The sequence below is a fragment of the Streptomyces violaceus genome (genome assembly GCF_036014075.1).
In the GTDB taxonomy this organism is placed as follows: domain Bacteria; phylum Actinomycetota; class Actinomycetes; order Streptomycetales; family Streptomycetaceae; genus Streptomyces; species Streptomyces violaceus.
Genome location: NZ_CP107911.1, coordinates 3926929 through 3952418, shown reverse-complemented (window position 1 = coordinate 3952418; position 25490 = coordinate 3926929). Strand labels below are relative to the sequence as shown.

Genomic DNA, 25490 nt, shown 5'->3' with positions numbered 1-25490 from the left:
AGCCCTCGCGAAAGTGTGATCGCGGGGGGCGGCCGGACGGAGAGCGCGGACGGGTAACAAGTTCATGGGTCTCACGAGCAACAAGGTGCTGGTGCTGGCGGTGCTGTCCGCCGTGCTGCTGTTCGCCGGCACGGTCTGGCTGTGGCCACGGCTGGCCCGGCGCGGCTGGCGGGCTGTGGGCGGGCGCGTCGGCCTGCTGCTGGCCACCCAGTTGGCGCTGTTCGCCGCGGTGGGCCTCGCCGCCAACCAGGCCTTCGGGTTCTACGCGAGCTGGGCGGACCTGTTCGGGCAGGAGAAGGACCAGGGCGTGGTGGTCGACCACGCGCGGGACGACGGCCCGCTGGAGATGGTCGCTTCGCGGCGGGTGCCGGGGGCGGGCGGCGCGCAGCCCCAGGCCGGCGGCCGGATCCAGGAGGTCGCCATCGTGGGCCGGACGACCCGCATCGCCACACCCGCGTACGTCTATCTGCCGCCGGAGTACTTCCAGCCGCGGTACCGCACCCGTTCGTTCCCCGCGGCCGTGGTGCTGACCGGCTACCCGGGCACGGCGTCGGCGCTGGTGGAGAAGCTCCACTACCCGCGTACGGCCCTGGAACTGGCCCGGGCGGGCCGGATGCGGCCGACGATCCTCGTGATGCTGCGGCCGACGGTGGCGCCGCCCCGGGACACGGAGTGCGTGGACATCCCGGGCGGACCGCAGACCGAGTCGTTCTTCGCCAGGGATCTGCCCGACGCGTTGCGTTCGCACTTCAGGGTGGCCGAAAAGCCGGGCCGTCTGGGCATCATCGGCAACTCCACGGGCGGCTACTGCGCGTTGAAGATCGCCATGCACCATCCCGATGTGTACGCCGCGGGGGCCGGTCTCTCCGCGTACTACAAGGCGCCGATCGACGCCACGACAGGTGATCTCTTCCAGGGCGACAAGGGGCTGCGGAATCGCGCCGACCTGTGGTGGTACCTGAAGCACAGGCCCGCTCCCGATACCTCGCTGCTGGTCACCAGCAGCAAGGAGGGCGAGTCCAACTACAAGGACACGCTGCGGTTCATCGAGCGGGTGAAGAACACCGGGCGGACACGGATCTCGTCGATCGTCCTCGAAAGCGGCGGGCACAACTTCAACACCTGGCGGCGCGAGATTCCGGCGACGCTGGAGTGGATCAGCGGGCGGCTGGACGACCGCCGGAATGATCTTGGGAATTGACCGAAGGGAAGATTCCGCTCCCTGCCGAGTTCTGATGCGGTGTGAACACTTCGGTATGGCTTTGTTTTGCGGGGTGGCTCACCATGATTCGCCTACGCGCGGTAAGTTTCTGGCCATGCCACGTGGACGTCACCGCCATTCCCCGCCCCTGCACAGGCTGCTCCCCCCGTCGGCGATCGCAGGCGTCTCCCTCGTCTGCGCCCTGGGGCCCTGGGTGTTCACGGAGCCGATGGTGCTCCGCGGTCTGGCGGCGGCCGCCGCGGCGACGGCGGTCGTCGGCGCGGTCGTGCTGCGCCGCTGGGACAGTCAGGCGGGCAAGCGCGTAGCCGACCTCACGCGCGGGCGCGCGAGCGACGAGTGGCGCTTCGAGGAGCGCGTCGCCGAACTGGAGGGCGACCTCGAGGAGTCCCGCGAGCTGCGCGTGAAGCTCGAGCAGCGGCTGCGCGCCAAGCGCACGGAACTGGCCGGGCTGCGCAACGAACACGCCGCGCTGCTGCGCCGGTACGCCACGTCCGAGACCGAGCGCGCGAGCGTCCTCGAGGAACGCCGGGTGCTCGAGATCGAGGCGACGGTCCCGGTGCGGGCCGCGCTGCCCGCGGGGGCGGCGAAGACTTCGGACGCTTCGGCGGAGGCTTCGACAGAGGCGGACGAGGCACCTGCCGCCAAGGCCGAGGACCTCACCGTCGAGGAGGAGCCGGCGGTTCCCGCCGTCTTCTCGCCCGAGGGTTCCCGGCTGTTCCTGCGTGCGGCGGCAGCGCTCGCCCGGTTCGACGGCGACGCGGCCCCGGACCCGGACGGCGGCCCGGACGGCGATGGCGACGGCGCCCCGGAGGACGACGAGGACGAGCCCGCGCAGGAGCAGGAGGGGAAGGACGAACAGCCGGACCGGCGGGAGCCGTCGCACGAGGAGGAGCCGCGGGGGCGGTCCGAGTCGGTCCACGGGCACGAGCGCGCGGCCGTCGGCACGTCCGCCACGGCCGAGACCGAGCGACCCCCGCAGTCCGCCTCCTCAGGTCACTACACGGTGCCGACCGCCGTGGCCGTCGCCCCGCAGACGCCGGTGCGGCGTCCGCGGACCGAGGGCGGGTTCGACTTCTTCGGCGCGAAGCGGGAGACGTCCCGCACCGCCCTGGAGGCCGTGCAGAACGAGGACCTGGCCGATGTCGTCGGCCAGGAGGCCCTCGCCCTGCACAAGGCCGAGGCCGAGGCCCGGTACAAGCCCGCGGACGAGGAGTCGCGCGGGATCGGCCAGGTCATCGACCTGACCGCGCACGACGAGACGGAGCAGATCGACGTGCAGGGGTTGCGCAGCGCGGTTTCCTGAAGCCCGCGCTTTCGGTTCCCGGCCGGTCACGCCATCCAGCGGTCCGGCAGAGCGTCCCTGCGCCCGGTCCGAGACCGCTCCGCCTGCCGGGCCAGCAACTCACGCGCCTCGTCCGCGTCCCGCAGCCGCGCCCTCACCACCTTGTTCGCGCCCGTGTCCACACACACGTCGGCCACGCCCCGGGTCCGCTCCCACGGCCCCTGCGTCATCCGTACGCTCTGCACCTTGGCGTGCGGCACCAGGGCCAGAGTCCGCGCCAGCAGCCCGGACCGCGCCGCGAACACCGCGTCGGTGACGGCGAGTCCGTACCCCCGCCACCACACCGGCACGCACCACCGGGCGCGGCGCGGCGACGGCGACAGGGCCGCGCTCTGCGGCACGGTCACTCCGGGGAGGACCAGCGAGACGACGGTCTCCGCGAGCTCGCGGGGAGCGACCGGCACCAGCACGGAGTTGGACGAGCCCGCCACATCGAGCTCCACGCGCACCCAGCCACGCCGCCGCCACAGCAGCGGCTCCACGATCCGCACGGTCTGCACCCGCCCCGGCGGCACCGTCTCGTGGGCCCGGTCCAGCAGGCCGTGGTCGATGCGCAGCCCGTCGGGCGATTCGCCCACCGTCCAGTCGTACTCGCCGACGAACCGCCCCACGCTGCTCGCGCCCGCCGCGCCCAGCAGCGGCAGGGCGACCGCGAGGACCGTCCACAGGCTGTGGGTGACGAGCCACAGCACCGGCGGAACGACGAGCGCCGCGGCCAGCGACCCCCAGGTCGCGCCCGTCAGCACCAGCGACACGGCGAGGACACCGGGCGGTACCCGCAGCAGCTGCCGGGACGGCGCCTCACCGACCTCGTGCGCGGTCTCGGGCGCGAAACCGGCCGCCCGCGCGAGCAGTTCGGCCCGCAGCGTGCGCGCCTCGTCCGCGCCCAGGAAGGCCAGTTCGTCCTTCTTGTCGGTCCCTATGACGTCGAGTTTCAGCTTGGCGACGCCCGCGACCCGGGCGAGCAGCGGCTGTGTGATGTCGATGGCCTGGATCCGCTCCAGCCGGATGTGCGCGGTGCGCCGGAACACCAGGCCGGTGCGGATGCGCAGTTCGGTGTCGGTCACCGCGAAGTGCGTGAACCACCAGGAGCAGAAGCCGTAGAGGGCGGCGGCCGGGACGATCACGGCGAGGCCGATCAGCAGCGTGGTCGTCGTCAGCCGGGTCAGATGGCGCTGCGCCCCGTCGGGGTCGTGCACGGCCCAGCCGATGACCACGGCGACCGGCGCCCAGGCCCGCCGCAGCGGTGTGACGGGGTGCAGCCGCCGCTCGGCCACGCCGTCTCCCTCGGACACCGCGTCTTCCTGGGCCACGCCGTCTCCCTCGGACACCGCGTCTTCCTGGGCCACGCCGTCTTCCTGGGCCACGCCGTCTCCCTCGGACACCGCGTCTCCCTCGGACACCGCGCCTCCGCCGGTCTGCCCTGCGCCCTGGGTCTGCCCGCCTCCACCGGCCTGCCCGCTTCCGCCGGTCTGCCCGCCGTCCTGGGTCTGCCCGCTTCCGCCGGTCTGCCCGCCGTCCTGGGTCTGCCCGCTTCCGCCGGTCTGCCCGCCGTCCTGGGTCTGCCCGCTTCCGCCGGTCTGCCCGCCGTCCTGGGTCTGCCCGCTTCCGCCGGTCTGCCCGCCGTCCTGGGTCTGCTCGCTTCCGCCGGTCTGCCCGCCGCCCTCGGCCGGTCCGCCGGCGCCGGTCAGCCCTTGGCCGACGGTCACTCCGCCCCGGCCGGCCGGCTCACCGCCGTCCGTCCCGCTGCCCCCGTCGGTCACCTCGCCGCCGGCCCCCGCGGCCTCGGGCGCCGTCACAGGCCGGCCGATCGGGCCTCGCCCAGCTCGGTGAGCCGGTCGCGCAGCCGTTCCGCCTCGGCCGGATCCAGGCCGGGGATGGTCGCGTCGGTGGCCGCGGCGGCCGTGTGCAGCTGCACGCTGGCCAGCCCGAAGTGCCGCTCGACGGGCCCGGAGGTGACCTCGACCAGCTGCATCCGGCCGTACGGCACGACCGTCTCCTCGCGCCACAGCACGCCCCTGCTGATCAGCAGGTCGTCGGCGCGCTCGGCGTACCGCCAGGAACGCCAGTTGCGCTCGGTCATCCCCCAGCCCCAGGCCATCAGCGCCAGCGGCAGCAGCGCGAAGACGGCCCAGACGGGCCCGGCCAGCAGGCCCGGCAGCAGCCCGGCGGCCAGGGCGATCAGCCCCAGCCACACCACCAGCAGCAACCGCCGCATCTTCAGCAGCCCGGGCGGCAGCGCGATCCACACCGGCCCGTCCCCGGCCGCCTCCGCCCCGCTCCGCGCCCCCGCCGGGTCCGGCGTTCCCACCGTGTCCTCGGCCGCCGCCGTCGACCCCGTCTCGTGCGGACTCCCCGTATCCATGAGGCCAGCGTACGTAGGAGAGACTGTGTCCATGACTCCTACGACGGAGACCATGGTCGGAATCGGCGGCGCCGCGGAGAGCACCGACATGGTGCTCAACATCGGACCCCAGCATCCCTCCACGCACGGCGTGCTGCGGCTGAAGCTGGTCCTGGACGGCGAGCGCATCACGCACGCGGAGCCGGTGATCGGCTATATGCACCGCGGCGCCGAGAAGCTGTTCGAGGCGCGCGACTACCGTCAGATCATCATGCTCGCCAACCGCCACGACTGGCTGTCGGCGTTCTCCAACGAGCTGGGCGTGGTCCTCGCCGTGGAGCGGATGCTCGGCATGGAGGTCCCCGAGCGCGCGGTGTGGCTGCGCACGCTGCTCGCCGAGCTGAACCGGGTGCTCAACCACCTGATGTTCCTCGGCTCGTACCCGCTGGAACTCGGCGGGATCACCCCGATCTTCTACGCCTTCCGGGAGCGCGAGGAGCTCCAGCACGTCATGGAGGAGGTCTCCGGCGGGCGGATGCACTACATGTTCAACCGCGTGGGCGGCCTCAAGGAGGACCTGCCGGCCGGGTGGACCACACGCGCGCGCGGCGCCGTCGCGGACGTGCGCTCCCGAATGGACCGGTTCGACGACCTGGTGCTCGGCAACGAGATCTTCCGGGGCCGCACCCGGGGCGTCGGCCGGCTCACGCCCGAGGCCGTGCACGCGTACGGGGTCAGCGGGCCGATCGGGCGCGGCTCGGGCGTCGACTTCGACCTGCGCCGGGACGAGCCGTACCTGGCCTACGGCGAGCTGGGCGACGTCCTGAAGGTGGTGACCCGGCAGGAGGGCGACTGCCTGGCCCGCTTCGAGTGCCTCCTGGAGCAGACGCACAACGCGCTCGACCTGGCCGACGCCTGCCTCGACCGGCTCGCCGAGCTGCCGCCGGGGCCGGTCAACCAGCGGCTCCCGAAGGTGCTGAAGGCGCCCGAGGGCCACACCTACGCGTGGACCGAGAACCCCCTCGGCATCAACGGCTACTACCTGGTCAGCAAGGGTGAGAAGACCCCGTACCGGCTGAAGCTGCGCTCTGCCTCGTACAACAACATCCAGGTGCTGACGGAGCTGCTGCCGGGGACGCTGGTCGCGGACATGGTGGCGATCCTGGGGTCGATGTTCTTCGTGGTCGGGGACATCGACAAGTAGCCGTCACCAGGAGAGCACGTCGGGGACTCCCACCGTCTGGACCAGCCACCCGAAGTCGCCCAGCCCACCCGGCGCCGTGAGCTCGGCGGCCTCTCCGGCGCTCGCCAGGGCGCGGACGTAGGCGGCGGGGTCGGTGGACGCGAGCGTGAGCGGGGGGCGTGCGCCGGTCACGCCCAGGGCGTGCAGCGCCTCCCGCTGAGGGAGGAGCCGACCGCCGGGCAGCGCGCACGCGTCGAGCGCGACATGGGCCGTGATGTCGCAGGAGCCGTCCGGTACGGCCGTGGTCTCGCGGCCCTCCCGGAACCCGGTGAGCGTCCCGAAAGGCGGCCGCGCATCCGCCGTGTGCGCGTAGTCCACGGCGACGGCGAGCCCCCGGTCGAGCGTGGCGACCGCCGAGGCCCAGGCCTCGTCCCTGGTCAGGCCGATCTCGGCCCGCAGCCCCGCCTCGCCGGGCAGCGGCCACCACCGCTGAAGCCACCGCGCCTGATCCGCGTCGACCGGCTCCCCGAGCCGCTCGCTCCCGTCCTCCCGGACCAGCACCAGCCGGGCCGTGCCCGCGGAGTCCACCTCAGCGACCTCCACCGGCACGTTGTCCAGCCACTCGTTGGCGAACATCAGCCCCGTCGTCCCTTCCGGGGGCGAGGCCAGCCACTCGATCCGGTGATCGAGCCCAGCGGGCCGCCCGGCGATCTCGACGGCGTACACGCGCGTGCGGGCCGCCACCCCGGCCGGGAGCGCGGCCAGCACCCCGCCGGCCAGCTCGCCCCGCCCGGCCGCCATGTCGACGAAGTCCAGCGCGGCGGGCCGCCCCAGCGCCTCGTCGACCCGGCACAGCAGCCGCGCCACGGCCCCGGCGAACAGCGACGACGCGTGCACGGACGTACGGAAGTGCCCGGCCGGCCCCTCATCGCGCCGGTAGAAGCCCCCCGCCCCGTACAGCGCCTCCTGCGCCGCCGCCCGCCACCCACGCCACTCGTGCCCCTCGGCTCCCGTACCTGGTGTCACCGGGCCAGGCTAAGGGCACACAACGAACGCAACTCCACCTTGCGGAGTACGTGCACCCCGTGCGGATCGGTCCTCCGGTTGACCCCTGCACCTATCGCGCTTCCCTACGCTGGGTTACGTGCAGCGCCTCTATGACTTCCTCCGCAGGCACCCGATGTGGGTCGACGGCTCCTGGGCCGTGGTCCTCCTCGGGATTTCCGTGGTCGGCGGGGTGGCGGGCGGATACGGCCCGCCGGCCGTCGCCGTTCCGCTCACGCTGCTGCTGTGCCTGGTGGTCGCGTTGCGCCGCCGCCTGCCGGAGAAGATGCTGCTGCTCGCGGCCGCGGTCGGAGTGGCCCAGCTGATCACCGATGTGGAGAGGGGCCCCGCCGACTTCGCCCTGCTGGTGATCGTCTACACGGTCGCGGCGGAGGGCGCGCGCTGGGCCTCCCGCTTCGCGCTGGGCGCCGGCCTGTGCGCGGCTCCCATGGCGCAGCTGCGCTGGCCCAGCGACCAGACGAGCGTCGCGGGCAACATCGCCCTGACGGTCTTCATGGCCGTGCCCTTCGCCCTCGCCTGGGTGCTCGGCGACTCCATCCGCACCCGCCGCGCCTACTTCGCGCAGCTGGAGGAGCGGGCCACCCGCCTGGAGAAGGAGCGCGAGGCCCAGTCCAAGGTCGCCGTCGCCGCCGAACGCGCCCGGATCGCACGCGAGTTGCACGACGTCGTCGCGCACAATGTCTCGGTGATGGTGGTCCAGGCCGACGGCGCCGCCTACGTCCTCGACGCGGCTCCCGACCAGGCGAAGAAGGCCCTGGAGACCATCTCCTCCACCGGCCGCCAGGCCCTCGCCGAGATGCGCCGCCTGCTCGGCGTGCTGCGCACCGGGGAGCACGAGGAGGCCGGCGAGTACGTGCCGCAGCCCGACGTCCAGCAGATCGAGGACCTCGTCGAGCAGTGCCGCACTTCCGGACTGCCCGTCGACTTCAAGGTCGAGGGCACCCCCCGGCCGCTTCCCAGCGGCGTCGAACTCACGGCGTACCGCATCGTGCAGGAGGCGCTCACCAACACCCGCAAGCACGGCGGGCCCAACGCGGGCGCGAGCGTGCGCCTGGTGTACTTCGACGACGGCCTCGGCCTGCTCGTCGAGGACGACGGCAAGGGTGCCCCGCACGAGCTGTACGAGGAGGGCGGTTTCGACGGCCGGGGCCATGGCCTCATCGGCATGCGCGAGCGGGTCGGCATGGTCGGCGGCACCCTGGACGCCGGACCGCGCCCGGGCGGAGGATTCCGCATCAGTGCCCTGCTGCCGCTCAAACCCGCCAGCTGACGCCGGCACACGTCCCTCACTGACACCTGTAACGCTCCCACCCGTAACGCTCCCACCGTAAAAGAGACTTGGAAGAGGACCCGATGACGATCCGCGTGATGCTCGTCGACGACCAGGTGCTGCTGCGCACCGGGTTCCGGATGGTGCTCGCCGCCCAGCCGGACATGGAGGTCGTGGCGGAGGCGGGCGACGGCGTCGAGGCCCTCCAGGTGCTGCGGTCGACCGAGGTCGACGTGGTGCTGATGGACGTCCGCATGCCCAAGCTCGACGGGGTGGAGACGACCCGCCGGATCTGCGCCGACACGGACCCGCCGAAGGTGCTCATCCTGACCACCTTCGACCTCGACGAGTACGCCTTCTCCGGGCTGAAGGCGGGCGCCTCCGGTTTCATGCTCAAGGACGTGCCGCCCGGTGAGCTGCTCGCCGCGATCCGCGCCGTGCACAGCGGGGACGCGGTCGTCGCGCCCTCCACCACCCGACGGCTCCTGGACCGCTTCGCACCGATGCTGCCGGGCACCGCGAAGCAGCCCCAGCACGAGCAGCTGGAGCGGCTCACGGGCCGCGAGCGCGAGGTCATGGTGCTGGTCGCGCAGGGCCTGTCCAACGGCGAGATCGCGGCCCGGCTCGTGCTGTCCGAGGCGACCGTGAAGACACACGTGGGCCGCATCCTGACCAAGCTGGGCCTCAGGGACCGGGTGCAGGTCGTGGTGCTGGCCTACGAGACGGGGCTGGTACGGGCCGGCGGGCACGGCTGAGGGCATCGCCGGTTCGTCTGCCGCCGGCTATCGGAGGATCCCTTCCAGGAACTCGCTGCCGAGCCGGGCCACCACCGTCACATCCAGCTGGTGCAGGACGTAGCGCCCGCGGCGGCGGGTGGTGAGCAGGCCCGCCTTCTTCAGCACGGCCAGGTGCCGGGATATCTCCGGGGCCGTCATGCCGTGCACCTGTGCCAGCTCGCCGGTCGTGTACGCGCTGCGGGCCAGGTGGCGGCACATGCGCATACGGACGGGGTGGGACAGCGCGGTCATGCGCAGGGCAAGCTGTTCGAGCGTGGGCGGGGCGGCCAGCTCGGGGGAGCCCACCGGGTAGTGCAGCACCGGCTGCCAGCCGTACCGGTGCAGGACCGCCAGGTGGGGCCAGCCCAGGCTCGTCGGGACGAGCAGCAGGCCGCCGTCGCCCGTGGCCGTACGGCCCTCGCCCAGCTTGTCGACCGTGATGTGGGCGGCGGCCGCGTCGAGCGTCACGGCCGGGGAGACCGCGGCCAGCGCATCGGCCAGGCCCTTGTGCCTGAGGAGGTCCGTCTTGTGCCGGGTGTCGGCCGCGAACTGGTGGCGCAGCCGGGACCAGGTCTCCGCGAAGAACGCCTCGTCGCAGTCCCGCAGAAACTGCCGCAGCCATGCCCGGATCCTGGGCGGATCGGCCAGCAGCCGCTCGCTGAAGCGCAACTGCTGCGGCCCGCGCGCGGCGGCCAGCTCCAGGGCGCGCCGGCGCACCTCCGCGTCGGACAGCGCGTCCGGACCGTGCGAGCAGTACGGCTGCGCGCACGTGAACTCCAGGGCCGCGTCCACGAACTGCTCGTCCGTCAGCTTGTCCAGCAGGTCCAGTTCCTCGGCGAGCGTGGTGCCCGGCAGGGTCCTCCGGCCCGGGACGCCGGCGAAGGGCATGAACAGGTCCGAGAACGTCGTCCGCCACAGGAAGTCGGCCTCGCACATCCGGTCGGCCAGATGCGGGTCGAGCCGGGCGGTCACGCCCGTCACCCAGCCCTGGAGGCCCGGGTGGTGCCCCGGTTCGGACAGCGCGTGCAGCGCCATGCCGAGCTCGGCCAAGGGGGAGGGCACGACGGCGATCTCCTCCGGCCGCAGCCCCGCGATGTCGATGTGCACGCTCATGCCTTCATGGTGCACTCCGCCACTGACAACGCCCCCTCGATTGACGGGCGTCGTCAATCGACGCGACGTCGCCCTCGGCGCGGGCGCAGGGTGAGAGCACCGGGGCAGCCGCGGAGCCTTCGGACCTCCATCACCCCGTCCCGTTAAGGCGATTCACCATGAGCATCACGCAGCAGTACCTCCTCGACGCCTACCGCGCCCAGTCCCTCGGGGAGCCCGCCCCGCCCGCGCCGGGCACGCACGACCGGCAGGTCGTACGGGAGTGGCGCGACGAACGGCGGTTCCGGGCGGTCCTCGCCGGGCGGCCGGCCCGCGGGCGGAAGCGGCTCCGGCACGCCCTGGGCCGGTGGCTGCACCCTCGACGCCGCCTCACCGGCTGAGGCTCCGGCCGGCGGCTCACCGGCTGACGCTCCGGTCGCCGTCTCACCGGCTAACGCTCCGGTCGCCGGCTGACCGCTACCGTGCGCGGCCGGTGGCCTGGTGTCGGTCTGCGGCCGGTGGCCAGCTCTCGGTCCGCGAGCACTGGCCTGCTGTCGGTCCGCGGCCGGTGGCTGCTGTCCGTCTGCGGCCGGTGGCTTGCCGTCTGTCCGCGCCGGCCTGCCGGCCGCCGCTGTCCGTTCCCGGCTACCTGCCGCCCTCTTCGGGCAACCGGGCGACGAACTCCGCGACCGCCGTCCTCACGTCCTCGGCGGTCCACTCCAGCCCGGCGGACCGCACGCACACCTCCGTGCGGGCCAGGCCCGGCCCGCCCCGGTCCCAGGCGGCGGCGAAGAGGAGAACGCCCGTCTCCTCGGCCGTCCGGACCGACGCCTCCATGAGGACGTCCGCCTCGTAGGGCAGCCAGACCTGGAAGTCGTGGGTGTGCGGTACCTCCGGGTACACGCGCGCCCACGGCACCCCGGACGCCGCGAACCCTTCGCGCAGGGCGGCCGCCACCACGCGCGCGTGGGCGACGTACTCCGGCAGCCGGGGCAGCTCCCGCTCCAGTCCGGCCAGCGCCGACAGGGCCGTGGGGAACTGCTGGAAGACCAGGCCCCCGTACCGGTGCCGCCAGGCCTTCGCCTCCTCCACCAGCTCCCGCGGGCCGGCGATCGCCGCCCCGCCGAAGCCCTCGAGGGACTTGTAGAACGACACGTAGACGCTGTCCGCCAGGCCCGCGATCTCCTCGAGGGACCGGCCGAGGTGGACGGTGGACTCCCACAGCCGGGCCCCGTCGAAGTGCACCACCGCGTCCCGCTCCCGCGCGGCCGCCACCACCTCCGTGAGCTCCTCCCACGAGGGCAGTACGAAACCGGCGTCCCTGAGGGGCAGCTCCAGCATCAGCGCCCCGAAGGGCTCCTCGAAGTCGCGCACCTCGGCGGCGGAGGGCATCCGCGGCTCGTCCGTCACACGCACCGGGCGCAGTCCGCCGACCTCGCTGAACGCGTTCCGCTCGTGCACCTCGGGATGGCTGAGCGCGTGCAGGGCGACGGTCGGGTTGCCGGTGCGGCCCGCCCAGCAGCGCAGGGCCACCTGCTGGGCCATCGTGCCCGTCGGGAAGAACGCGGCGGCCTGGGTGCCGAGCAGCCCGGCGACCTTCGCCTCCAGCGCCTCGACGACCCCGTCGCCGTACAGGTCGGACAGCTCGTCCAGGTCGTACAGGTCCTCCGCCCCGTCCAGCTCCGCCAGGCGTTCCCGGAGCGTCTTGTGGAAACCGAAGCGCGCGAACACCCGCCGTGCCTTGCGATGGGCGGCCAGCCGCCGCTCACGGAGCCGTGCGCGCCGCTCCTGGTCCGACCCGTGCCCGGTCGCCTGCTCGTCCCGTTCCGCCGTGTCACTCATGCCCCGGATCCTGCCCCGCGCGGGTTCGGACGGGCACCCGCTTTTCCGCAGGCCGTCCATGCGGGCCGTCCGGGCTGTCCGGGCCGTCCACGAGCACGCACCGGAACGCACACCCTGTGGACGACCGAACACCCCTCGAACCGATCGCGTTAACATGACGAGAAATCGTCCGGTACCCGGAGCGGACTGGAACGGGAAGGCCGCCGTCGAGTGAACACAACCCCACAGGCAGACCCCAAGGACCGCCCCGCGCGGCTCACCGTCGGCGTCGTCGGCGCCGGCCGCGTGGGACCCGCACTGGCCGCGGCCCTGCAGCTCGCCGGGCACCGCCCGGTCGCCGTCTCCGCGGTCTCCGACACCTCCCGGCGCCGTGCCGCGCAACTGCTGCCCGACGTGCCGGTGATGCCGCCCGCCGAGGTCCTCCAGCGCGCCGACCTGGTCCTGCTGACCGTGCCGGACGACGCCCTGCCCGACCTGGTGACCGGACTCGCCGACACGGGGTCCGTACGGCCCGGGCAGCTGCTCGTCCACACCTCCGGGCGCTACGGCGCGCGGGTGCTCGACCCCGCCCTGCGCGCGGGCGCCCTGCCGCTGGCCCTGCACCCCGCGATGACCTTCACCGGCACGCCCGTGGACGTCCAGCGCCTCGCCGGCTGCTCCTTCGGCGTCACCGCTCCCGAGGAGCTGCGGCTGGCCGCCGAGGCCCTCGTCATCGAGATGGGCGGCGAGCCGGAGTGGATCGCCGAGGAGAACCGGCCGCTCTACCACGCGGCGCTCGCCCTGGGCGCCAACCACCTGGTCACCCTGGTCGCCCAGTCCCTGGAGCTGCTGCGCGCGGCCGGGGTCGCCGCCCCCGACCGGATGCTCGGTCCGCTGCTCGGCGCCGCCCTGGACAACGCTCTGCGCTCCGGCGACGCGGCACTCACCGGCCCGGTCGCGCGCGGCGACGCGGGCACGGTCGCGGCGCACGTCACCGAGCTGCGCCAGCACGCCCCGCAGACCGTCGCCGGCTATCTGGCGATGGCCCGCGCGACCGCCGACCGGGCCCTGGCCCACGGCCTGCTGAAGCCGGAGCTCGCCGAGGACCTCCTCGGGGTACTCGCCGACGCGACGGACGGCACCGACGGCACCGAAGGGGACGCCCGATGACCACCACCCTGCTGAGCACCGCCGGCGAACTGCGCGCACGCGTGCGGGCGGGCCGCCGCGCCGTGGTGATGACCATGGGCGCCCTGCACGAGGGCCACGCCACCCTGATCCGCACCGCGCGCGGCATCGCGGGCCGGGACGGCGAGGTCGTCGTCACCGTCTTCGTCAACCCGCTGCAGTTCGGTCAGGGCGAGGACCTCGACCGCTATCCGCGCACCCTGGACGCCGACCTCAAGCTCGCCGGGGAGTCCGGCGCGGACGTCGTGTTCGCCCCCGCCGTGGACGAGGTGTACCCCGGTGGGGAGCCTCAGGTCCGCATCGCCGCGGGCCCCATGGGCGAGCGCCTGGAGGGCTCCGCCCGCCCGGGCCACTTCGACGGCATGCTCACGGTCGTCGCCAAGCTGCTGCACCTGACCCGTCCCGACGTCGCCCTGTACGGCCAGAAGGACGCCCAGCAGCTCGCCCTGATCCGCCGTATGGTCCGGGACCTGAACTTCGGCGTGGAGATCGTCGGCGTCCCCACCGTCCGCGAGGACGACGGTCTGGCCCTGTCCAGCCGCAACCGCTACCTCTCGCCCGCCGAGCGGCGCACCGCCCTCGCGCTGTCCAGTGCCCTGTTCGCGGGCCAGGACCGGCATGCCGCGCAGGAGGCACTGCGGGCCCGGGCCCGTGAAGTGCCCGCCACGCGCGCGCGTGCCGAGGCGCTCAGCGCCATCGGCGAGTCCCGCGCGGCGGCCGACGCGCACGCCATGGCGACGGCCGTCCCGGGCGGCCCGGCGGCCGTCCGCGCGGCCGCCCGCCAGGTCCTCGACGAGGCCGCCCGCCTGAATCCGCCGCTGGCCCTGGACTACCTCGCCCTGGTCGACCCGTCCGACTTCACCGAGATCGGGCACGACTTCACCGGCGAGGCGGTCCTCGCCGTAGCCGCCCGGGTCGGGGCGACCCGGCTGATCGACAATCTCCCCCTCACCTTCGGAGCCGCCTCGTGACCAGCACAGGCATACGACTGCACGCGCCCGCGCCCGGGTGGTCCATCGCCGCGGACGTGGTCGTCGTCGGCTCCGGCGTCGCCGGACTGACCGCGGCCCTGCGCTGCGAGGCCGCGGGCCTGCGGACCGTCGTCGTCACCAAGGCCCGCCTCGACGACGGCTCCACCCGCTGGGCCCAGGGCGGCATCGCCGCGGCCCTCGGCGAGGGCGACACCCCCGAGCAGCACCTCGACGACACCCTGGTCGCGGGCGTCGGCCTGTGCGACGAGGAAGCGGTCCGCATCCTCGTCACCGAGGGGCCCGACGCCGTACGCCGCCTCATCGAGACCGGCGCCCAGTTCGACGCGTCCTCCGAGGGCAGGCTGGAGCTCACCCGCGAAGGCGGCCACCACCGCCGCCGCATCGCGCACGCGGGCGGCGACGCCACCGGCGCCGAGATCTCCCGTGCCCTGGTCGAGGCGGTACGCGCGCGTGGCGTGCGCACGGTCGAGAACGCGCTCGTCCTGGACCTCCTCACGGACGCCGAGGGCCACACCGCGGGCGTCACCCTGCACGTCATGGGGGAGGGCCAGCACGACGGCGTGGGCGCGGTCCACGCCCCGGCCGTGGTCCTCGCGACCGGCGGCATGGGCCAGGTCTTCTCCGCGACCACCAACCCGTCCGTCTCGACGGGCGACGGCGTGGCCCTGGCACTGCGCGCGGGCGCCGAGGTGAGCGACCTGGAGTTCGTCCAGTTCCATCCGACCGTCCTCTTCCTGGGCGCCGACGCGGAGGGTCAGCAGCCCCTGGTCTCCGAGGCGGTGCGCGGCGAGGGCGCCCACCTGGTCGACGCCGACGGCGTGCGCTTCATGCTCGGCCGGCACGAGCTCGCCGAACTCGCCCCGCGGGACATCGTCGCCAAGGGCATCATGCGCCGCATGCAGGAGCGGGACGCCGAGCACATGTTCCTCGACGCCCGGCACTTCGGCGCCGAGATGTGGGAGCACCGCTTCCCGACGATCCTCGCCGCCTGCCGCGCCCACGGGATCGACCCGGTCACCAGCCCCATCCCGGTCGCCCCGGCCGCCCACTACGCCTCCGGCGGCGTGCGCACCGACTCCCGGGGCCGTACGACCGTCCCCGGCCTGTACGCGTGCGGCGAGGTCGCCTGCACCGGCGTGCACGGCGCCAACCGCCTGGCCTCCAACTCCCTCCTCGAAGGCCTGGTCTACGCCGAGCGCATCGTGGCCGACATCGCGGCCAGCCACGCGGAGAACGGCCTCCTCACGCGTGTGCCCCGGCCGCTCCCGTACCCGGAGACCCCCGAGCACCCCCTGCTCACCGCGGAGGCCCGCTTCTCGATCCAGCGGATCATGACCGACGGCGCGGGCGTGCTCCGCTCGGCCGGGTCCCTGGCCAAGGCGGCCGACCAGCTCCAGCGGCTGCACACCGACGCCCGCGACGCCCTCGCCGAGAACGGCAAGACCGCCGAGCCCGGCGTCGACACCTGGGAGGCCACCAACCTCCTGTGCGTGGCCCGCGTCCTGGTCGCCGCCGCCCGGCTCCGCGAGGAGACCCGGGGCTGTCACTGGCGCGAGGACCGCCCCGAGCGCGACGACACGACCTGGCGGCGTCACATCGTCGTACGCCTGAACCCGGACCGCTCGCTGGCCGTGCACACCACGGACACCACACACTTCCCCTCGACCCTCCCGTCCCAGGCCCCCCAGGAGCAGTGACCGACGTGACCACCCCCGACCTTCCCCTCGCCTCGTCCGGAGGCTGCGGCGACGGCTGTGCCTGCGGCGCCGACGACCAGGCATACCTGGAGTGCGGCCTGGACCCCGCACTCGCCCAGCTCCTGGCCGACGCCGGCCTCGACCCCGTCGAGGTCGAGGACATCGCCAACGTGGCCGTCCAGGAGGACCTGGCCCACGGCGTGGACGTGACGACGGTGGCGACGATCCCCGAGGACGCGGTGGCCACCGCCGACTTCACCGCACGTGAAGCAGGGGTCGTGGCCGGCCTCCGGGTCGCGGAAGCCGTCATCTCGGTCGTCTGCGAAGAGGAACTGGCCATCGAACGCCACGCGGAGGACGGCGACCGCGTGGAGGCGGGCCAAAAGCTCCTCTCCGTCACCACCCGCACCCGCGACCTCCTCACGGCCGAACGCAGCGCGCTGAACATCCTGTGCCGCCTGTCGGGCATCGCCACGGCCACGCGCGCGTGGGCGGACGCCCTCGACGGCACCAAGGCCAAGGTCCGCGACACCCGCAAGACGACCCCAGGCCTCCGCGGCCTCGAAAAGTACGCGGTCCGCTGCGGCGGCGGCGTCAACCACCGCATGTCCCTCTCGGACGCGGCCCTGGTCAAGGACAACCACGTGGTCGCCGCGGGCGGCGTCGCCCAGGCCTTCCGGGCGGTCCGCGACCGCTTCCCCGACGTCCCCATCGAGGTCGAGGTCGACACCCTGCACCAGCTCCGCGAGGTCCTGGACGCCGGCGCGGACCTGATCCTCCTGGACAACTTCACGCCGGGCGAGTGCGAGGAGGCGGTGGCCATCGTCCAGGGCCGCGCCGCCCTGGAGGCGTCGGGCCGCCTGACCCTCGGCAACGCCAAGGCCTACGCGGACACCGGCGTCGACTACCTGGCCGTCGGAGCCCTCACCCACTCCTCGCCGATCCTGGACATCGGCCTCGACCTGCGGCCGGCGGAGTAGGGCGGATACGGGTCATGCTGCTGACGATCGACGTAGGAAACACCCACACCGTCCTGGGCCTGTTCGACGGCGAGGACATCGTCGAACACTGGCGCATCTCCACGGACGCGCGCCGCACCGCCGACGAACTGGCGGTCCTCCTCCAGGGCCTGATGGGCATGCACCCCCTCCTCGGCGACGAACTGGGCGACGGCATCGACGGCATCGCCATCTGCGCGACCGTCCCCTCGGTCCTGCACGAACTCCGCGAGGTGACCCGCCGCTACTACGGCGACGTGCCCGCCATCCTCGTCGAACCGGGCGTCAAGACCGGCGTCCCGATCCTCATGGACAACCCCAAGGAGGTCGGCGCCGACCGCATCATCAACGCGGTGGCTGCGGTCGAGCTCTACGGCGGTCCCGCCATCGTCGTCGACTTCGGCACGGCGACGACATTCGACGCGATCAGCGCGCGCGGCGAATACGTCGGCGGGGTCATCTCGCCCGGCATCGAGATCTCCGTCGAGGCCCTCGGCGTCCGCGGCGCCCAGCTCCGCAAGATCGAGGTGGCCCGGCCCCGCAGCGTCATCGGCAAGAACACGGTCGAGGCGATGCAGTCGGGCGTCATCTACGGCTTCGCCGGCCAGGTCGACGGCGTCGTCAACCGCATGGCGCGAGAGCTGTCGGAGGACCCGGAGGACGTCACCGTGATCGCGACGGGGGGTCTCGCACCGATGGTCCTGGGCGAGTCGTCGGTCATAGACGAGCACGAGCCATGGCTGACGCTGATCGGCTTGCGGCTGGTGTACGAGCGGAACGTGTCCCGTATGTGAGCAGCCACCCGGCGTCCGCCGCTGAGGCCGGGGCGTTGCACAGCTCGGCGTCGCAAGGTGCTCGGCGTTGGTGCTGGGGTCGGGGTGGGTCCGCAGCCCGGCGCTGCGGGGTGCCTCCCCCACTCTCGGCTTCGCTCGAGCGGGGGGACCCCCACCGCCCACCCGTGCCGCCCTGGGGGCACCGCCCAGGCCCTTAAGGCACTGGGGGAGGCACGATTGCCCGCAGCTGGGACGGCCACGACGCGCCCGCACCCGCGTACGGCGAGAAGGGGACGTGTCGGGGGGTGTCCGCCCGCAGCGGTTGGCGCGTCAACGGACAGCGAGTCGGTATGCGACTCCATCGCGCCGTTCCGAGGACAGACACCCCCCGGCGCGGCCCCGACCCACCCCCACGGCGCAGGCGCTACGCGCACCCGAGTGGCCCCCCACGCCACACCCACCCCCTATGCGTAATTTGTCTGATTAGCGCGTATCGTCGCTACATGCCCACGCCATACGGATCCCGCGGCGGCATGGCGTTCGGCGTGGAGGAGCTGCGTGTGCTCCGCCGCGCTCTCGCCCTCGCCCTCCACCCCACCTCCGCCTCGCCCGACGACGTCCAGGACTGCCTCCGCCTAGCAGAGTCGCTCGACGAGGCGACGCGGGAGGGGGCCAGGCTGCGTGCCTTCCTCGTGGCCGATCTCGGCCGGTACCGCGCCGCTCTGCCCGGCACCGCAGCCGGGTACCTCACCCTCCTGGACGAGGCCCTGGGCGCCGGTTACCGCCCCCACCCCCACGACCTCACAGCCCTCCGTGCCCTGCGCGGCAACCCCACCGCCGCCGCCCTCCTGGACCGCTGCCGCCTGCTCGCCGAGCAGCACGTACGCACCCACGCGCAGCAGCACTCCCCGACAGCCCGTCCGGTCACCCGGATGCCCCCCGCCGCTCCCACCACTCCGACCACTCCCGCCACCCCCACCGTCCCAGCCGCCCGCACCCGCCTCCTGGCCCTGCCGGGAGGCCTCGCCACCGCCGGGGACTCGGCCAAGGACACCCCAGAACGGCAGCCCGAAAAGAAGCCCGCACGCAAGCCGCCGGCCCCGAAACCCGCCCCCAAGCCCACCCCGGCCCCAGCCCCCGCCCCCACCCCGGGCACCCCGAAGCCCAGCCGCCCGATCCCCACCCCGGGCGAGGTCTTCCCGCGCCGCAAGCCCACCCCGCCGCCCCCCGCGAACCCCCAGCAGCTCGCCGCGGGCTGACGTGGCTACCCTGGATCCATGGACTATGTCTCCGCGCTCCTGCCCCCGGTCGTCATGGCCGTCTTCTTCATCGGCGTGATCCGGGTGATCGTGAAGACGCAGGGCGGCGCCAACAAGGCCAAGGAGGACGCGGCCGTGGATGCCGCCCTCGCGCGCGCGGAGGGCGCCCGCCAGTCCTCCCCGAGCACCCCGAAGGCCTGACCGCACCCCCGCCCTCACCCCTGCCGACGGCGTACGACTCGGCGAGGCCCGCCCAGCGAGGCCCGCACCCGCGAGTCGTACGCCCTTTTTGTTCCCGTTCGCCGCTGAAGTGCACGTCCGCCACGCCATTACCGAGATCTCCCACTATTGTTCTGTGCTGTGCCTCGCCCATTGGGAGAACTCGAAGACGCGGTCATGTCGCGGGTGTGGAAGTGGAACCGCCCGGTGACCGTTCGAGAAGTCCTGGAAGATCTTCAGAAGGAGCGGTCCATCGCCTACACCACGGTGATGACCGTTTTGGACAATCTCCATCAGAAGGGCTGGGTGCGCCGCGAGGCGGAAGGCCGCGCCTATCGATATGAGGCGGTCTCCACACGCGCCGCCTACGCCGCCGCCCTGATGAACGACGCCTGGTCGCAGAGCGACAACCCCGCCGCCGCTCTCGTCGCCTTCTTCGGCATGATGAGCGAGGAACAGCGACGGGCTCTCCGTGATGCCGTACGCATCGTCGAGGTCCCGGAAACCCTGGAACCGACCGAAGCGTCTGATTCGACCGAACCGGCTCAACCCGCTGAACCGACGGAACCCCGAGAAGCCACCCCCGAGAACCCCACCCCCGAGAACCCCGCCTCCGCTCAGGATCACGGCGGGCGATAGCGTCCGCCCATGTCCGCGAAGAGCCCCGAAGCCACCGCAAAAGCCATCACCGTCCGACGGGCCCGCACCAGCGATGTCCCGGCGGTGCGCCGTCTCCTTGACGCCTACGTCCGCGGCGGCAACCTGCTCGACAAAGCAACGGTGACGCTTTACGAGGACATCCAGGAGTTCTGGGTCGCGGAACGGGACGACAACGCGGAGGTCGTCGGCTGTGGTGCCCTGCACGTGATGTGGGAAGACCTCGCGGAAGTCCGCACTCTCGCGGTGAAGCCCGGCCTGAAGGGCGCGGGCGTCGGACACCAGTTGCTGGAGAAGTTGCTCCACACCGCCCGCTGGCTCGGCGTTCGCCGCGTTTTCTGCCTGACCTTCGAAGTCGACTTCTTCGTCAAGCACGGCTTCGTGGAGATCGGTGAGACGCCGGTCGACACGGATGTCTACGCGGAGCTGCTGCGTTCCTATGACGAGGGTGTCGCGGAGTTCCTCGGTCTCGAACGAGTGAAACCGAACACCTTGGGCAACAGCCGGATGCTTCTGCATCTGTGATCGTCGGGGATTGGGGATCGACACCTGCCCCGGTGCCCTATGTCCGAAACGCGCACGTTTCCGGACGGAGGCAGGGCTCCCGGTCTCTGCCGAGGGTTTGTGTTTTTCCGGCAAAAGCGGTTTGCTTTCCGACGTACTGCAGTACTGCATATAACAGGGGACGGCGATACGGCGGACGCCGGCACACTCCCCGGCCCTGAAGATATCGATGAAAGGAAATCCGGTGGCACAGAAGGTTCAGGTCCTTCTTGTCGACGACCTCGACGGCGGCGAGGCAGACGAGACCGTGACGTTTGCGCTGGACGGCAAGACGTACGAGATCGATCTCACCACCGCCAATGCGGACAAGCTCCGTGGCCTTCTCGAGCCTTACGTGAAGGGCGGTCGTCGTACCGGAGGCCGTGCTTCGGGCGGGCGCGGAAAGGCGCGCGCCGCATCGAGCGGCAGCCAGGACACCGCGGCCATCCGCGCCTGGGCGAAGGAGAACGGCTACGAGGTCAACGACCGCGGCCGTGTCCCCGCGACCATCCGCGAGGCCTACGAGAAGGCCAACGGCTGAACAGCGGCACTACTGACCTTGCGTACGCAAGGCCGGCGGCTGGGCGCACGCGCGTCGCAGCCGGACCCGGTGGCAGTGCGTGGCCACCGTGTCCACCAGCCGTACGAGATCGGGGGCGTTTCCAGTGCCCCACAAGGCCGACAGTGTCGGCAGCGAGGCCTCGACCTCGCATCCCGGCTCGGGGGGCCGCAGCCACACGGCGGCCCCCTGGGAACCGACCGGGCCCAGCGGGCCCGGAGGAAACGCCCCGCGCGGCAACAGCCCGCCCGCCCCGCCTGCCTCAGCCGGCACCGGCGCCTCCATGGAGCCGCCCGCGCCGATCGCGGTCAGGTCGAGCGCCAGCGTTCCCCACTCCAGCCACTCCAGCAGCCCGGGCAACTCCTCCGCGCTGCCCGGGGCCACCAGCAGCCACATGCGGTCGCCCCGTACGGCCACGGGAGAGCCCGGCCCCAGGTGCCGCAGCGACGCGTGTCCCGCCTCGGCCGGCACGTCCAGGACGTCGAAGCGAACGCCCACCGCCAGCCGCACCGGATCCCCGGGCACGGTCGGCCAGCCCAGTTCCCTCTCGTACCACCGCCGGACCCGGCAGCTCTCGTCGAGCGGCCGGCGGGGGAGCGGGACGGGCGGGGACGCGGACGCGGTCAGGGGGTGCGGGGCGCCGAACATGCCACGTGCAACCGCCGGAAGGACGTGCGAGTTACGCTGGGTGTCGTCGCGAGCGCACAGAGTGGCGAAACGGGAGTGTGTAGGGGGTGCCGGGAGGCGCAAGGTTGTTCGCCCGTAGCGGAGGGAACCGGGGCACCCGGCATGGACATCCGGGCTCTACGGGTAAGACATCCCTAGTGGGAGGGGGCGACACGCAGGAAAGGCCGTCTCACGTTCGCCATCGGCGTACTGGCGATGGGGGTAACTGCCTGGCCTGCGGGAACATCGTCTCGCACCATCGGGTTGGAGCAGATGTCGGCGTTCGGGGTCAGGAGGCCATCGACGGTGTCGGCAGTTGGAATGAGCGGTCCCCGCTTGCGGGACTAAGCTGCGGAAGGACAGGGAGGGGAAGTTCCCCCCACTGCCTGACCGCTCTGAGGAGCGATTAACGATGTTCGAGAGGTTCACCGACCGCGCGCGGCGGGTTGTCGTCCTGGCTCAGGAAGAAGCCCGGATGCTCAACCACAACTACATCGGCACTGAGCACATCCTCCTGGGCCTGATCCACGAGGGTGAAGGTGTCGCCGCCAAGGCCCTTGAGAGCCTCGGGATTTCGCTCGAGGCGGTCCGCCAGCAGGTGGAGGAGATCATCGGGCAGGGGCAGCAGGCCCCGTCCGGGCACATCCCCTTCACCCCCCGTGCCAAGAAGGTCCTGGAGCTGTCGCTCCGCGAGGCCCTTCAGCTGGGCCACAACTACATCGGCACGGAGCACATCCTGCTCGGCCTGATCCGCGAGGGCGAGGGCGTCGCCGCCCAGGTCCTCGTCAAGCTGGGCGCAGATCTCAACCGGGTGCGGCAGCAGGTCATCCAGCTGCTCTCCGGTTACCAGGGCAAGGAGACCGCCACCGCCGGCGGGCCTGCCGAGGGCACGCCCTCGACGTCCCTGGTCCTCGACCAGTTCGGCCGGAACCTCACCCAGGCCGCTCGTGAGTCCAAGCTCGACCCGGTCATCGGGCGCGAGAAGGAGATCGAGCGGGTCATGCAGGTGCTGTCCCGCCGTACCAAGAACAACCCGGTCCTGATCGGTGAGCCCGGCGTCGGCAAGACCGCCGTCGTCGAGGGTCTCGCCCAGGCCATCGTCAAGGGCGAGGTGCCCGAGACCCTCAAGGACAAGCACCTCTACACCCTGGACCTCGGCGCGCTGGTCGCCGGTTCCCGCTACCGCGGTGACTTCGAGGAGCGCCTGAAGAAGGTGCTCAAGGAGATCCGCACCCGCGGCGACATCATCCTGTTCATCGACGAGCTGCACACGCTGGTCGGTGCGGGTGCCGCCGAGGGCGCCATCGACGCGGCTTCCATCCTGAAGCCGATGCTGGCCCGCGGTGAGCTGCAGACCATCGGCGCCACCACGCTGGACGAGTACCGCAAGCACCTGGAGAAGGACGCGGCCCTCGAGCGCCGTTTCCAGCCCATCCAGGTCGCGGAGCCGTCCCTGCCGCACACGATCGAGATCCTCAAGGGTCTCCGTGACCGGTACGAGGCCCACCACCGCGTCTCGATCACCGACGAGGCGCTGGTCCAGGCCGCCACGCTGGCCGACCGCTACATCTCGGACCGCTTCCTGCCGGACAAGGCGATCGACCTGATCGACGAGGCCGGTTCCCGGATGCGCATCCGCCGGATGACGGCTCCGCCGGACCTCCGCGAGTTCGACGAGAAGATCGCCGGTGTCCGCCGGGACAAGGAGTCCGCGATCGACTCGCAGGACTTCGAGAAGGCCGCCTCCCTCCGCGACAAGGAGAAGCAGCTCCTGGCCGCCAAGGCCAAGCGGGAGAAGGAGTGGAAGGCCGGCGACATGGACGTCGTCGCCGAGGTCGACGGCGAGCTGATCGCCGAGGTCCTCGCGACCGCCACGGGCATCCCGGTCTTCAAGCTGACCGAGGAGGAGTCCTCGCGTCTGCTGCGCATGGAGGACGAGCTCCACAAGCGGGTCATCGGCCAGGTCGACGCCGTCAAGGCGCTGTCGAAGGCGATCCGCCGTACGCGTGCCGGTCTGAAGGACCCGAAGCGTCCCGGTGGCTCGTTCATCTTCGCCGGCCCGTCCGGTGTCGGTAAGACCGAGCTGTCCAAGGCGCTCGCCGAGTTCCTCTTCGGCGACGAGGACGCGCTGATCTCCCTCGACATGTCGGAGTTCAGCGAGAAGCACACGGTGTCGCGGCTCTTCGGTTCGCCCCCCGGCTACGTGGGCTACGAAGAGGGCGGCCAGCTGACCGAGAAGGTCCGCCGCAAGCCGTTCTCCGTCGTCCTCTTCGACGAGGTCGAGAAGGCCCACCCGGACATCTTCAACTCGCTGCTGCAGATCCTGGAGGACGGTCGCCTGACCGACTCCCAGGGCCGGGTCGTGGACTTCAAGAACACGGTCATCATCATGACGACCAACCTCGGCACCCGGGACATCTCCAAGGGCTTCAACCTGGGCTTCGCGGCCTCGGGTGACAAGAAGTCGAATTACGAGCGCATGAAGAACAAGGTGTCGGACGAGCTCAAGCAGCACTTCCGTCCCGAGTTCCTCAACCGCGTCGACGACGTGGTCGTCTTCCCGCAGCTGACCCAGGACGACATCCTCAAGATCGTCGACCTGATGATCGGCAAGGTGGACGAGCGCCTGAAGGACCGGGACATGGGCATCGAGCTCTCCCAGTCCGCCAAGGAGCTGCTGTCCCAGAAGGGCTACGACCCGGTGCTGGGTGCGCGTCCGCTGCGTCGCACCATCCAGCGCGAGATCGAGGACTCGCTCTCGGAGAAGATCCTCTTCGGCGAGCTGCGTCCCGGTCACATCGTGGTCGTGGACACCGAGGGCGAGGGCGAGGCCAAGACCTTCACCTTCCGGGGTGAGGAGAAGGCGGCCCTCCCGGACGTCCCGCCGATCGAGCAGGCGGCCGGTGGAACCGGGCCGAACCTGAGCAAGGACGCATAAGCGTCACGATCGAGTGAGAAGGGCCGGTGCTGGAAAGCACCGGCCCTTCCCGCATGCCCTGGGGCTGTGTGGGCCCTGCGGTTCTACGACAGCTGCCCGTCGTAATCCGGCAGCTTGTACGTCTTCTCGGCATGGCCGCCCGAGAGATCGGTGGCGCTGTTGCCGATGTTCGCGATGATCGTGTAGCCCTTCTTCTCGATGTCGACGCGCTGGGCCGTCTTGTACTCGGCGACGTTCTTGAAGAGGTCGATGAAGTTCCGGACGTAGAGGCCGGAGACCCGGTAGCCGGTCTGCTTGAGGTTGTACTCGGTGAACGAGTAGATGATGTCCGGGCGGGCGGTCACGAAGAACAGGGCGACGCCGTGCTCCTGGGCGTATCTGGCGGCCTCCAGGACCGGCTTGTTGGCTGGCTGCGGGTAGCTGAAGCCGAAGTCGGTCTCCAGCGTGGTGTTGTCGATGTCGAAGACGATCGCCTGCTTCTCACCGGGCTTGGTGGCCGCGATCCGCTGCTTCAGATAGGGCAGCGCCTGGTCCATCACCGCCTGGCAGTCCTTCTGCCAGGCGGCGTAATCGACGTCCGCCGCGGCGGCCGTGGAGGCGGCGGTGGCGGTCGTGGAGTCGCGGGTGGCGGTCGTGGCGTCGGCCGGTGCGGCCATCGCCACGAGGGCTGCCGCCGATACGGCGGTCACTGATGCGCGGCGCAACCAGGGGCGTCGGGTCTGCATGTCGTGGGGGGTCCTCTCACGTCCGTGACGCTGCAACATGTCGTGTGCATGTTCGTGGGCGAGGGTGGCGCGAGGGGAACCGTAAGGTTACCGAACGGTAGGTGCCTAGAGGCGTGCGCCACATTTCCGGAATGGCTGAAGAGGGCCTCCGGTGACATGGG

24 protein-coding genes are annotated in these 25490 nt (G+C 72.0%); 17 read left to right on the top strand and 7 right to left on the bottom strand.

Going from position 1 to position 25490, the window contains the following annotated elements; all coding sequences use genetic code 11:
* Nucleotides 1-64: 64 nt before the first annotated feature.
* On the top strand, nt 65-1201 hold the full coding sequence (locus OG542_RS17730) for an alpha/beta hydrolase (RefSeq protein WP_328412028.1): 1137 nt from the start codon (nt 65-67) through the stop codon (nt 1199-1201).
* 115 nt (nt 1202-1316) lie between these two features.
* Nucleotides 1317-2525, top strand: a complete 1209-nt coding sequence (locus tag OG542_RS17725; RefSeq protein WP_328412026.1) for a hypothetical protein — start codon at nt 1317-1319, stop codon at nt 2523-2525.
* A gap of 26 nt (nt 2526-2551) precedes the next feature.
* Here the strand turns inward: OG542_RS17725 and OG542_RS17720 are convergent, their stop codons facing one another.
* Nucleotides 2552-3895, bottom strand: a complete 1344-nt coding sequence (locus OG542_RS17720) for a PH domain-containing protein (RefSeq protein ID WP_328417964.1) — start codon at nt 3893-3895, stop codon at nt 2552-2554.
* A 464-nt stretch (nt 3896-4359) separates the two neighbouring features.
* Nucleotides 4360-4929, bottom strand: coding sequence for a PH domain-containing protein (locus OG542_RS17715; RefSeq protein WP_328412024.1), 570 nt, complete (start codon nt 4927-4929; stop codon nt 4360-4362).
* Between the two features lie 31 nt (nt 4930-4960).
* On the opposite strand from OG542_RS17715, the gene OG542_RS17710 reads away from it, so the two are divergent.
* Complete coding sequence (locus tag OG542_RS17710) at nt 4961-6112, top strand: NADH-quinone oxidoreductase subunit D (protein WP_261684194.1); 1152 nt, start codon at nt 4961-4963, stop codon at nt 6110-6112.
* A 3-nt stretch (nt 6113-6115) separates the two neighbouring features.
* Here the strand turns inward: OG542_RS17710 and OG542_RS17705 are convergent, their stop codons facing one another.
* Entirely contained in the window at nt 6116-7117 is a 1002-nt protein-coding gene (locus OG542_RS17705) for an SAM-dependent methyltransferase (RefSeq protein WP_328412022.1), read from the bottom strand.
* A 118-nt stretch (nt 7118-7235) separates the two neighbouring features.
* Here OG542_RS17705 and OG542_RS17700 point away from each other — a divergent pair, with 118 nt between their 5' ends.
* Complete coding sequence (locus tag OG542_RS17700; RefSeq protein ID WP_328412021.1) at nt 7236-8426, top strand: sensor histidine kinase; 1191 nt, start codon at nt 7236-7238, stop codon at nt 8424-8426.
* A gap of 83 nt (nt 8427-8509) precedes the next feature.
* A complete protein-coding gene (locus OG542_RS17695; RefSeq protein ID WP_193483021.1) occupies nt 8510-9181 on the top strand; it encodes a response regulator transcription factor in 672 nt (223 codons plus the stop codon).
* A 27-nt stretch (nt 9182-9208) separates the two neighbouring features.
* On the opposite strand, the gene OG542_RS17690 is transcribed toward OG542_RS17695, so the two are convergent.
* A complete protein-coding gene (locus tag OG542_RS17690; RefSeq protein ID WP_311127066.1) occupies nt 9209-10315 on the bottom strand; it encodes a DUF5937 family protein in 1107 nt (368 codons plus the stop codon).
* Between the two features lie 158 nt (nt 10316-10473).
* On the opposite strand from OG542_RS17690, the gene OG542_RS17685 reads away from it, so the two are divergent.
* Complete coding sequence (locus tag OG542_RS17685; protein ID WP_311127067.1) at nt 10474-10695, top strand: hypothetical protein; 222 nt, start codon at nt 10474-10476, stop codon at nt 10693-10695.
* A gap of 244 nt (nt 10696-10939) precedes the next feature.
* Here OG542_RS17685 and OG542_RS17680 read toward each other — a convergent pair whose 3' ends face one another.
* The gene (locus tag OG542_RS17680; protein WP_328412016.1) at nt 10940-12136 is read right to left on the bottom strand and encodes a threonine aldolase family protein; all 1197 of its coding nucleotides are present in this window, start codon (nt 12134-12136) and stop codon (nt 10940-10942) included.
* A gap of 210 nt (nt 12137-12346) precedes the next feature.
* Between OG542_RS17680 and OG542_RS17675 the strand changes: the two genes are divergently transcribed.
* From OG542_RS17675 to OG542_RS17630, 10 genes are all read left to right on the top strand, one after another.
* Nucleotides 12347-13285: a Rossmann-like and DUF2520 domain-containing protein gene (locus OG542_RS17675; protein WP_328412014.1), complete on the top strand. Its 939-nt coding sequence runs from the start codon at nt 12347-12349 to the stop codon at nt 13283-13285.
* Nucleotides 13282-14274: a pantoate--beta-alanine ligase gene (panC, locus tag OG542_RS17670; RefSeq protein ID WP_328412012.1), complete on the top strand. Its 993-nt coding sequence runs from the start codon at nt 13282-13284 to the stop codon at nt 14272-14274. The genes OG542_RS17675 and panC overlap by 4 nt, the downstream gene beginning before the upstream one ends.
* A complete protein-coding gene (locus tag OG542_RS17665; protein ID WP_328412010.1) occupies nt 14271-15992 on the top strand; it encodes an L-aspartate oxidase in 1722 nt (573 codons plus the stop codon). Before panC ends, OG542_RS17665 begins: the two co-directional genes overlap by 4 nt.
* Nucleotides 15993-15997: 5 nt before the next feature.
* Nucleotides 15998-16972, top strand: a complete 975-nt coding sequence (gene nadC / locus OG542_RS17660; RefSeq protein WP_193483014.1) for a carboxylating nicotinate-nucleotide diphosphorylase — start codon at nt 15998-16000, stop codon at nt 16970-16972.
* Between the two features lie 14 nt (nt 16973-16986).
* Nucleotides 16987-17784, top strand: a complete 798-nt coding sequence (locus tag OG542_RS17655) for a type III pantothenate kinase (RefSeq protein WP_184594802.1) — start codon at nt 16987-16989, stop codon at nt 17782-17784.
* 512 nt (nt 17785-18296) lie between these two features.
* Nucleotides 18297-19022 carry a hypothetical protein gene (locus tag OG542_RS17650; protein ID WP_328417962.1) on the top strand — a complete coding sequence of 242 codons (726 nt, stop codon included), beginning with the start codon at nt 18297-18299 and terminating at the stop codon, nt 19020-19022.
* An 18-nt stretch (nt 19023-19040) separates the two neighbouring features.
* Nucleotides 19041-19223 (top strand): hypothetical protein, encoded by a 183-nt coding sequence (locus OG542_RS17645; RefSeq protein ID WP_328412008.1) that lies wholly within the window; start codon nt 19041-19043, stop codon nt 19221-19223.
* Between the two features lie 195 nt (nt 19224-19418).
* Complete coding sequence (locus tag OG542_RS17640; RefSeq protein WP_408057768.1) at nt 19419-19880, top strand: BlaI/MecI/CopY family transcriptional regulator; 462 nt, start codon at nt 19419-19421, stop codon at nt 19878-19880.
* Between the two features lie 9 nt (nt 19881-19889).
* Nucleotides 19890-20423: an amino-acid N-acetyltransferase gene (locus OG542_RS17635; RefSeq protein WP_189725877.1), complete on the top strand. Its 534-nt coding sequence runs from the start codon at nt 19890-19892 to the stop codon at nt 20421-20423.
* Nucleotides 20424-20646: 223 nt separating this feature from the next.
* The gene (locus OG542_RS17630; protein ID WP_010048839.1) at nt 20647-20982 is read left to right on the top strand and encodes a histone-like nucleoid-structuring protein Lsr2; all 336 of its coding nucleotides are present in this window, start codon (nt 20647-20649) and stop codon (nt 20980-20982) included.
* A 9-nt stretch (nt 20983-20991) separates the two neighbouring features.
* Here the strand turns inward: OG542_RS17630 and OG542_RS17625 are convergent, their stop codons facing one another.
* Entirely contained in the window at nt 20992-21648 is a 657-nt protein-coding gene (locus OG542_RS17625; RefSeq protein WP_328412006.1) for an SCO3374 family protein, read from the bottom strand.
* Nucleotides 21649-22078: 430 nt separating this feature from the next.
* Between OG542_RS17625 and OG542_RS17620 the strand changes: the two genes are divergently transcribed.
* Nucleotides 22079-24604, top strand: a complete 2526-nt coding sequence (locus OG542_RS17620; RefSeq protein WP_193483769.1) for an ATP-dependent Clp protease ATP-binding subunit — start codon at nt 22079-22081, stop codon at nt 24602-24604.
* A gap of 83 nt (nt 24605-24687) precedes the next feature.
* Here OG542_RS17620 and OG542_RS17615 read toward each other — a convergent pair whose 3' ends face one another.
* Complete coding sequence (locus OG542_RS17615) at nt 24688-25329, bottom strand: HAD family acid phosphatase (RefSeq protein ID WP_311127074.1); 642 nt, start codon at nt 25327-25329, stop codon at nt 24688-24690.
* Between the last annotated feature and the right edge of the window lie 161 nt (nt 25330-25490).

Excerpts from the sequence above, each read along its gene's own strand:
- OG542_RS17730 (WP_328412028.1), top strand. The coding sequence starts at position 65 with ATGGGTCTCACGAGCAACAAGGTGCTGGTGCTGGCGGTGCTGTCCGCC.
- OG542_RS17690 (WP_311127066.1), bottom strand. The coding sequence starts at position 10,315 with ATGAGCGTGCACATCGACATCGCGGGGCTGCGGCCGGAGGAGATCGCC.
- OG542_RS17640 (WP_408057768.1), top strand. The coding sequence starts at position 19,419 with ATGTCGCGGGTGTGGAAGTGGAACCGCCCGGTGACCGTTCGAGAAGTC.
- OG542_RS17725 (WP_328412026.1), top strand. The coding sequence starts at position 1,317 with ATGCCACGTGGACGTCACCGCCATTCCCCGCCCCTGCACAGGCTGCTC.
- OG542_RS17635 (WP_189725877.1), top strand. The coding sequence starts at position 19,890 with ATGTCCGCGAAGAGCCCCGAAGCCACCGCAAAAGCCATCACCGTCCGA.
- panC (WP_328412012.1), top strand. The coding sequence starts at position 13,282 with ATGACCACCACCCTGCTGAGCACCGCCGGCGAACTGCGCGCACGCGTG.
- OG542_RS17680 (WP_328412016.1), bottom strand. The coding sequence starts at position 12,136 with ATGAGTGACACGGCGGAACGGGACGAGCAGGCGACCGGGCACGGGTCG.
- OG542_RS17655 (WP_184594802.1), top strand. The coding sequence starts at position 16,987 with ATGCTGCTGACGATCGACGTAGGAAACACCCACACCGTCCTGGGCCTG.
- OG542_RS17615 (WP_311127074.1), bottom strand. The coding sequence starts at position 25,329 with ATGCAGACCCGACGCCCCTGGTTGCGCCGCGCATCAGTGACCGCCGTA.
- OG542_RS17625 (WP_328412006.1), bottom strand. The coding sequence starts at position 21,648 with ATGTTCGGCGCCCCGCACCCCCTGACCGCGTCCGCGTCCCCGCCCGTC.
- OG542_RS17650 (WP_328417962.1), top strand. The coding sequence starts at position 18,297 with ATGGCGTTCGGCGTGGAGGAGCTGCGTGTGCTCCGCCGCGCTCTCGCC.
- OG542_RS17710 (WP_261684194.1), top strand. The coding sequence starts at position 4,961 with ATGACTCCTACGACGGAGACCATGGTCGGAATCGGCGGCGCCGCGGAG.
- OG542_RS17620 (WP_193483769.1), top strand. The coding sequence starts at position 22,079 with ATGTTCGAGAGGTTCACCGACCGCGCGCGGCGGGTTGTCGTCCTGGCT.
- OG542_RS17645 (WP_328412008.1), top strand. The coding sequence starts at position 19,041 with ATGGACTATGTCTCCGCGCTCCTGCCCCCGGTCGTCATGGCCGTCTTC.
- OG542_RS17695 (WP_193483021.1), top strand. The coding sequence starts at position 8,510 with ATGACGATCCGCGTGATGCTCGTCGACGACCAGGTGCTGCTGCGCACC.
- OG542_RS17715 (WP_328412024.1), bottom strand. The coding sequence starts at position 4,929 with ATGGATACGGGGAGTCCGCACGAGACGGGGTCGACGGCGGCGGCCGAG.
- OG542_RS17685 (WP_311127067.1), top strand. The coding sequence starts at position 10,474 with ATGAGCATCACGCAGCAGTACCTCCTCGACGCCTACCGCGCCCAGTCC.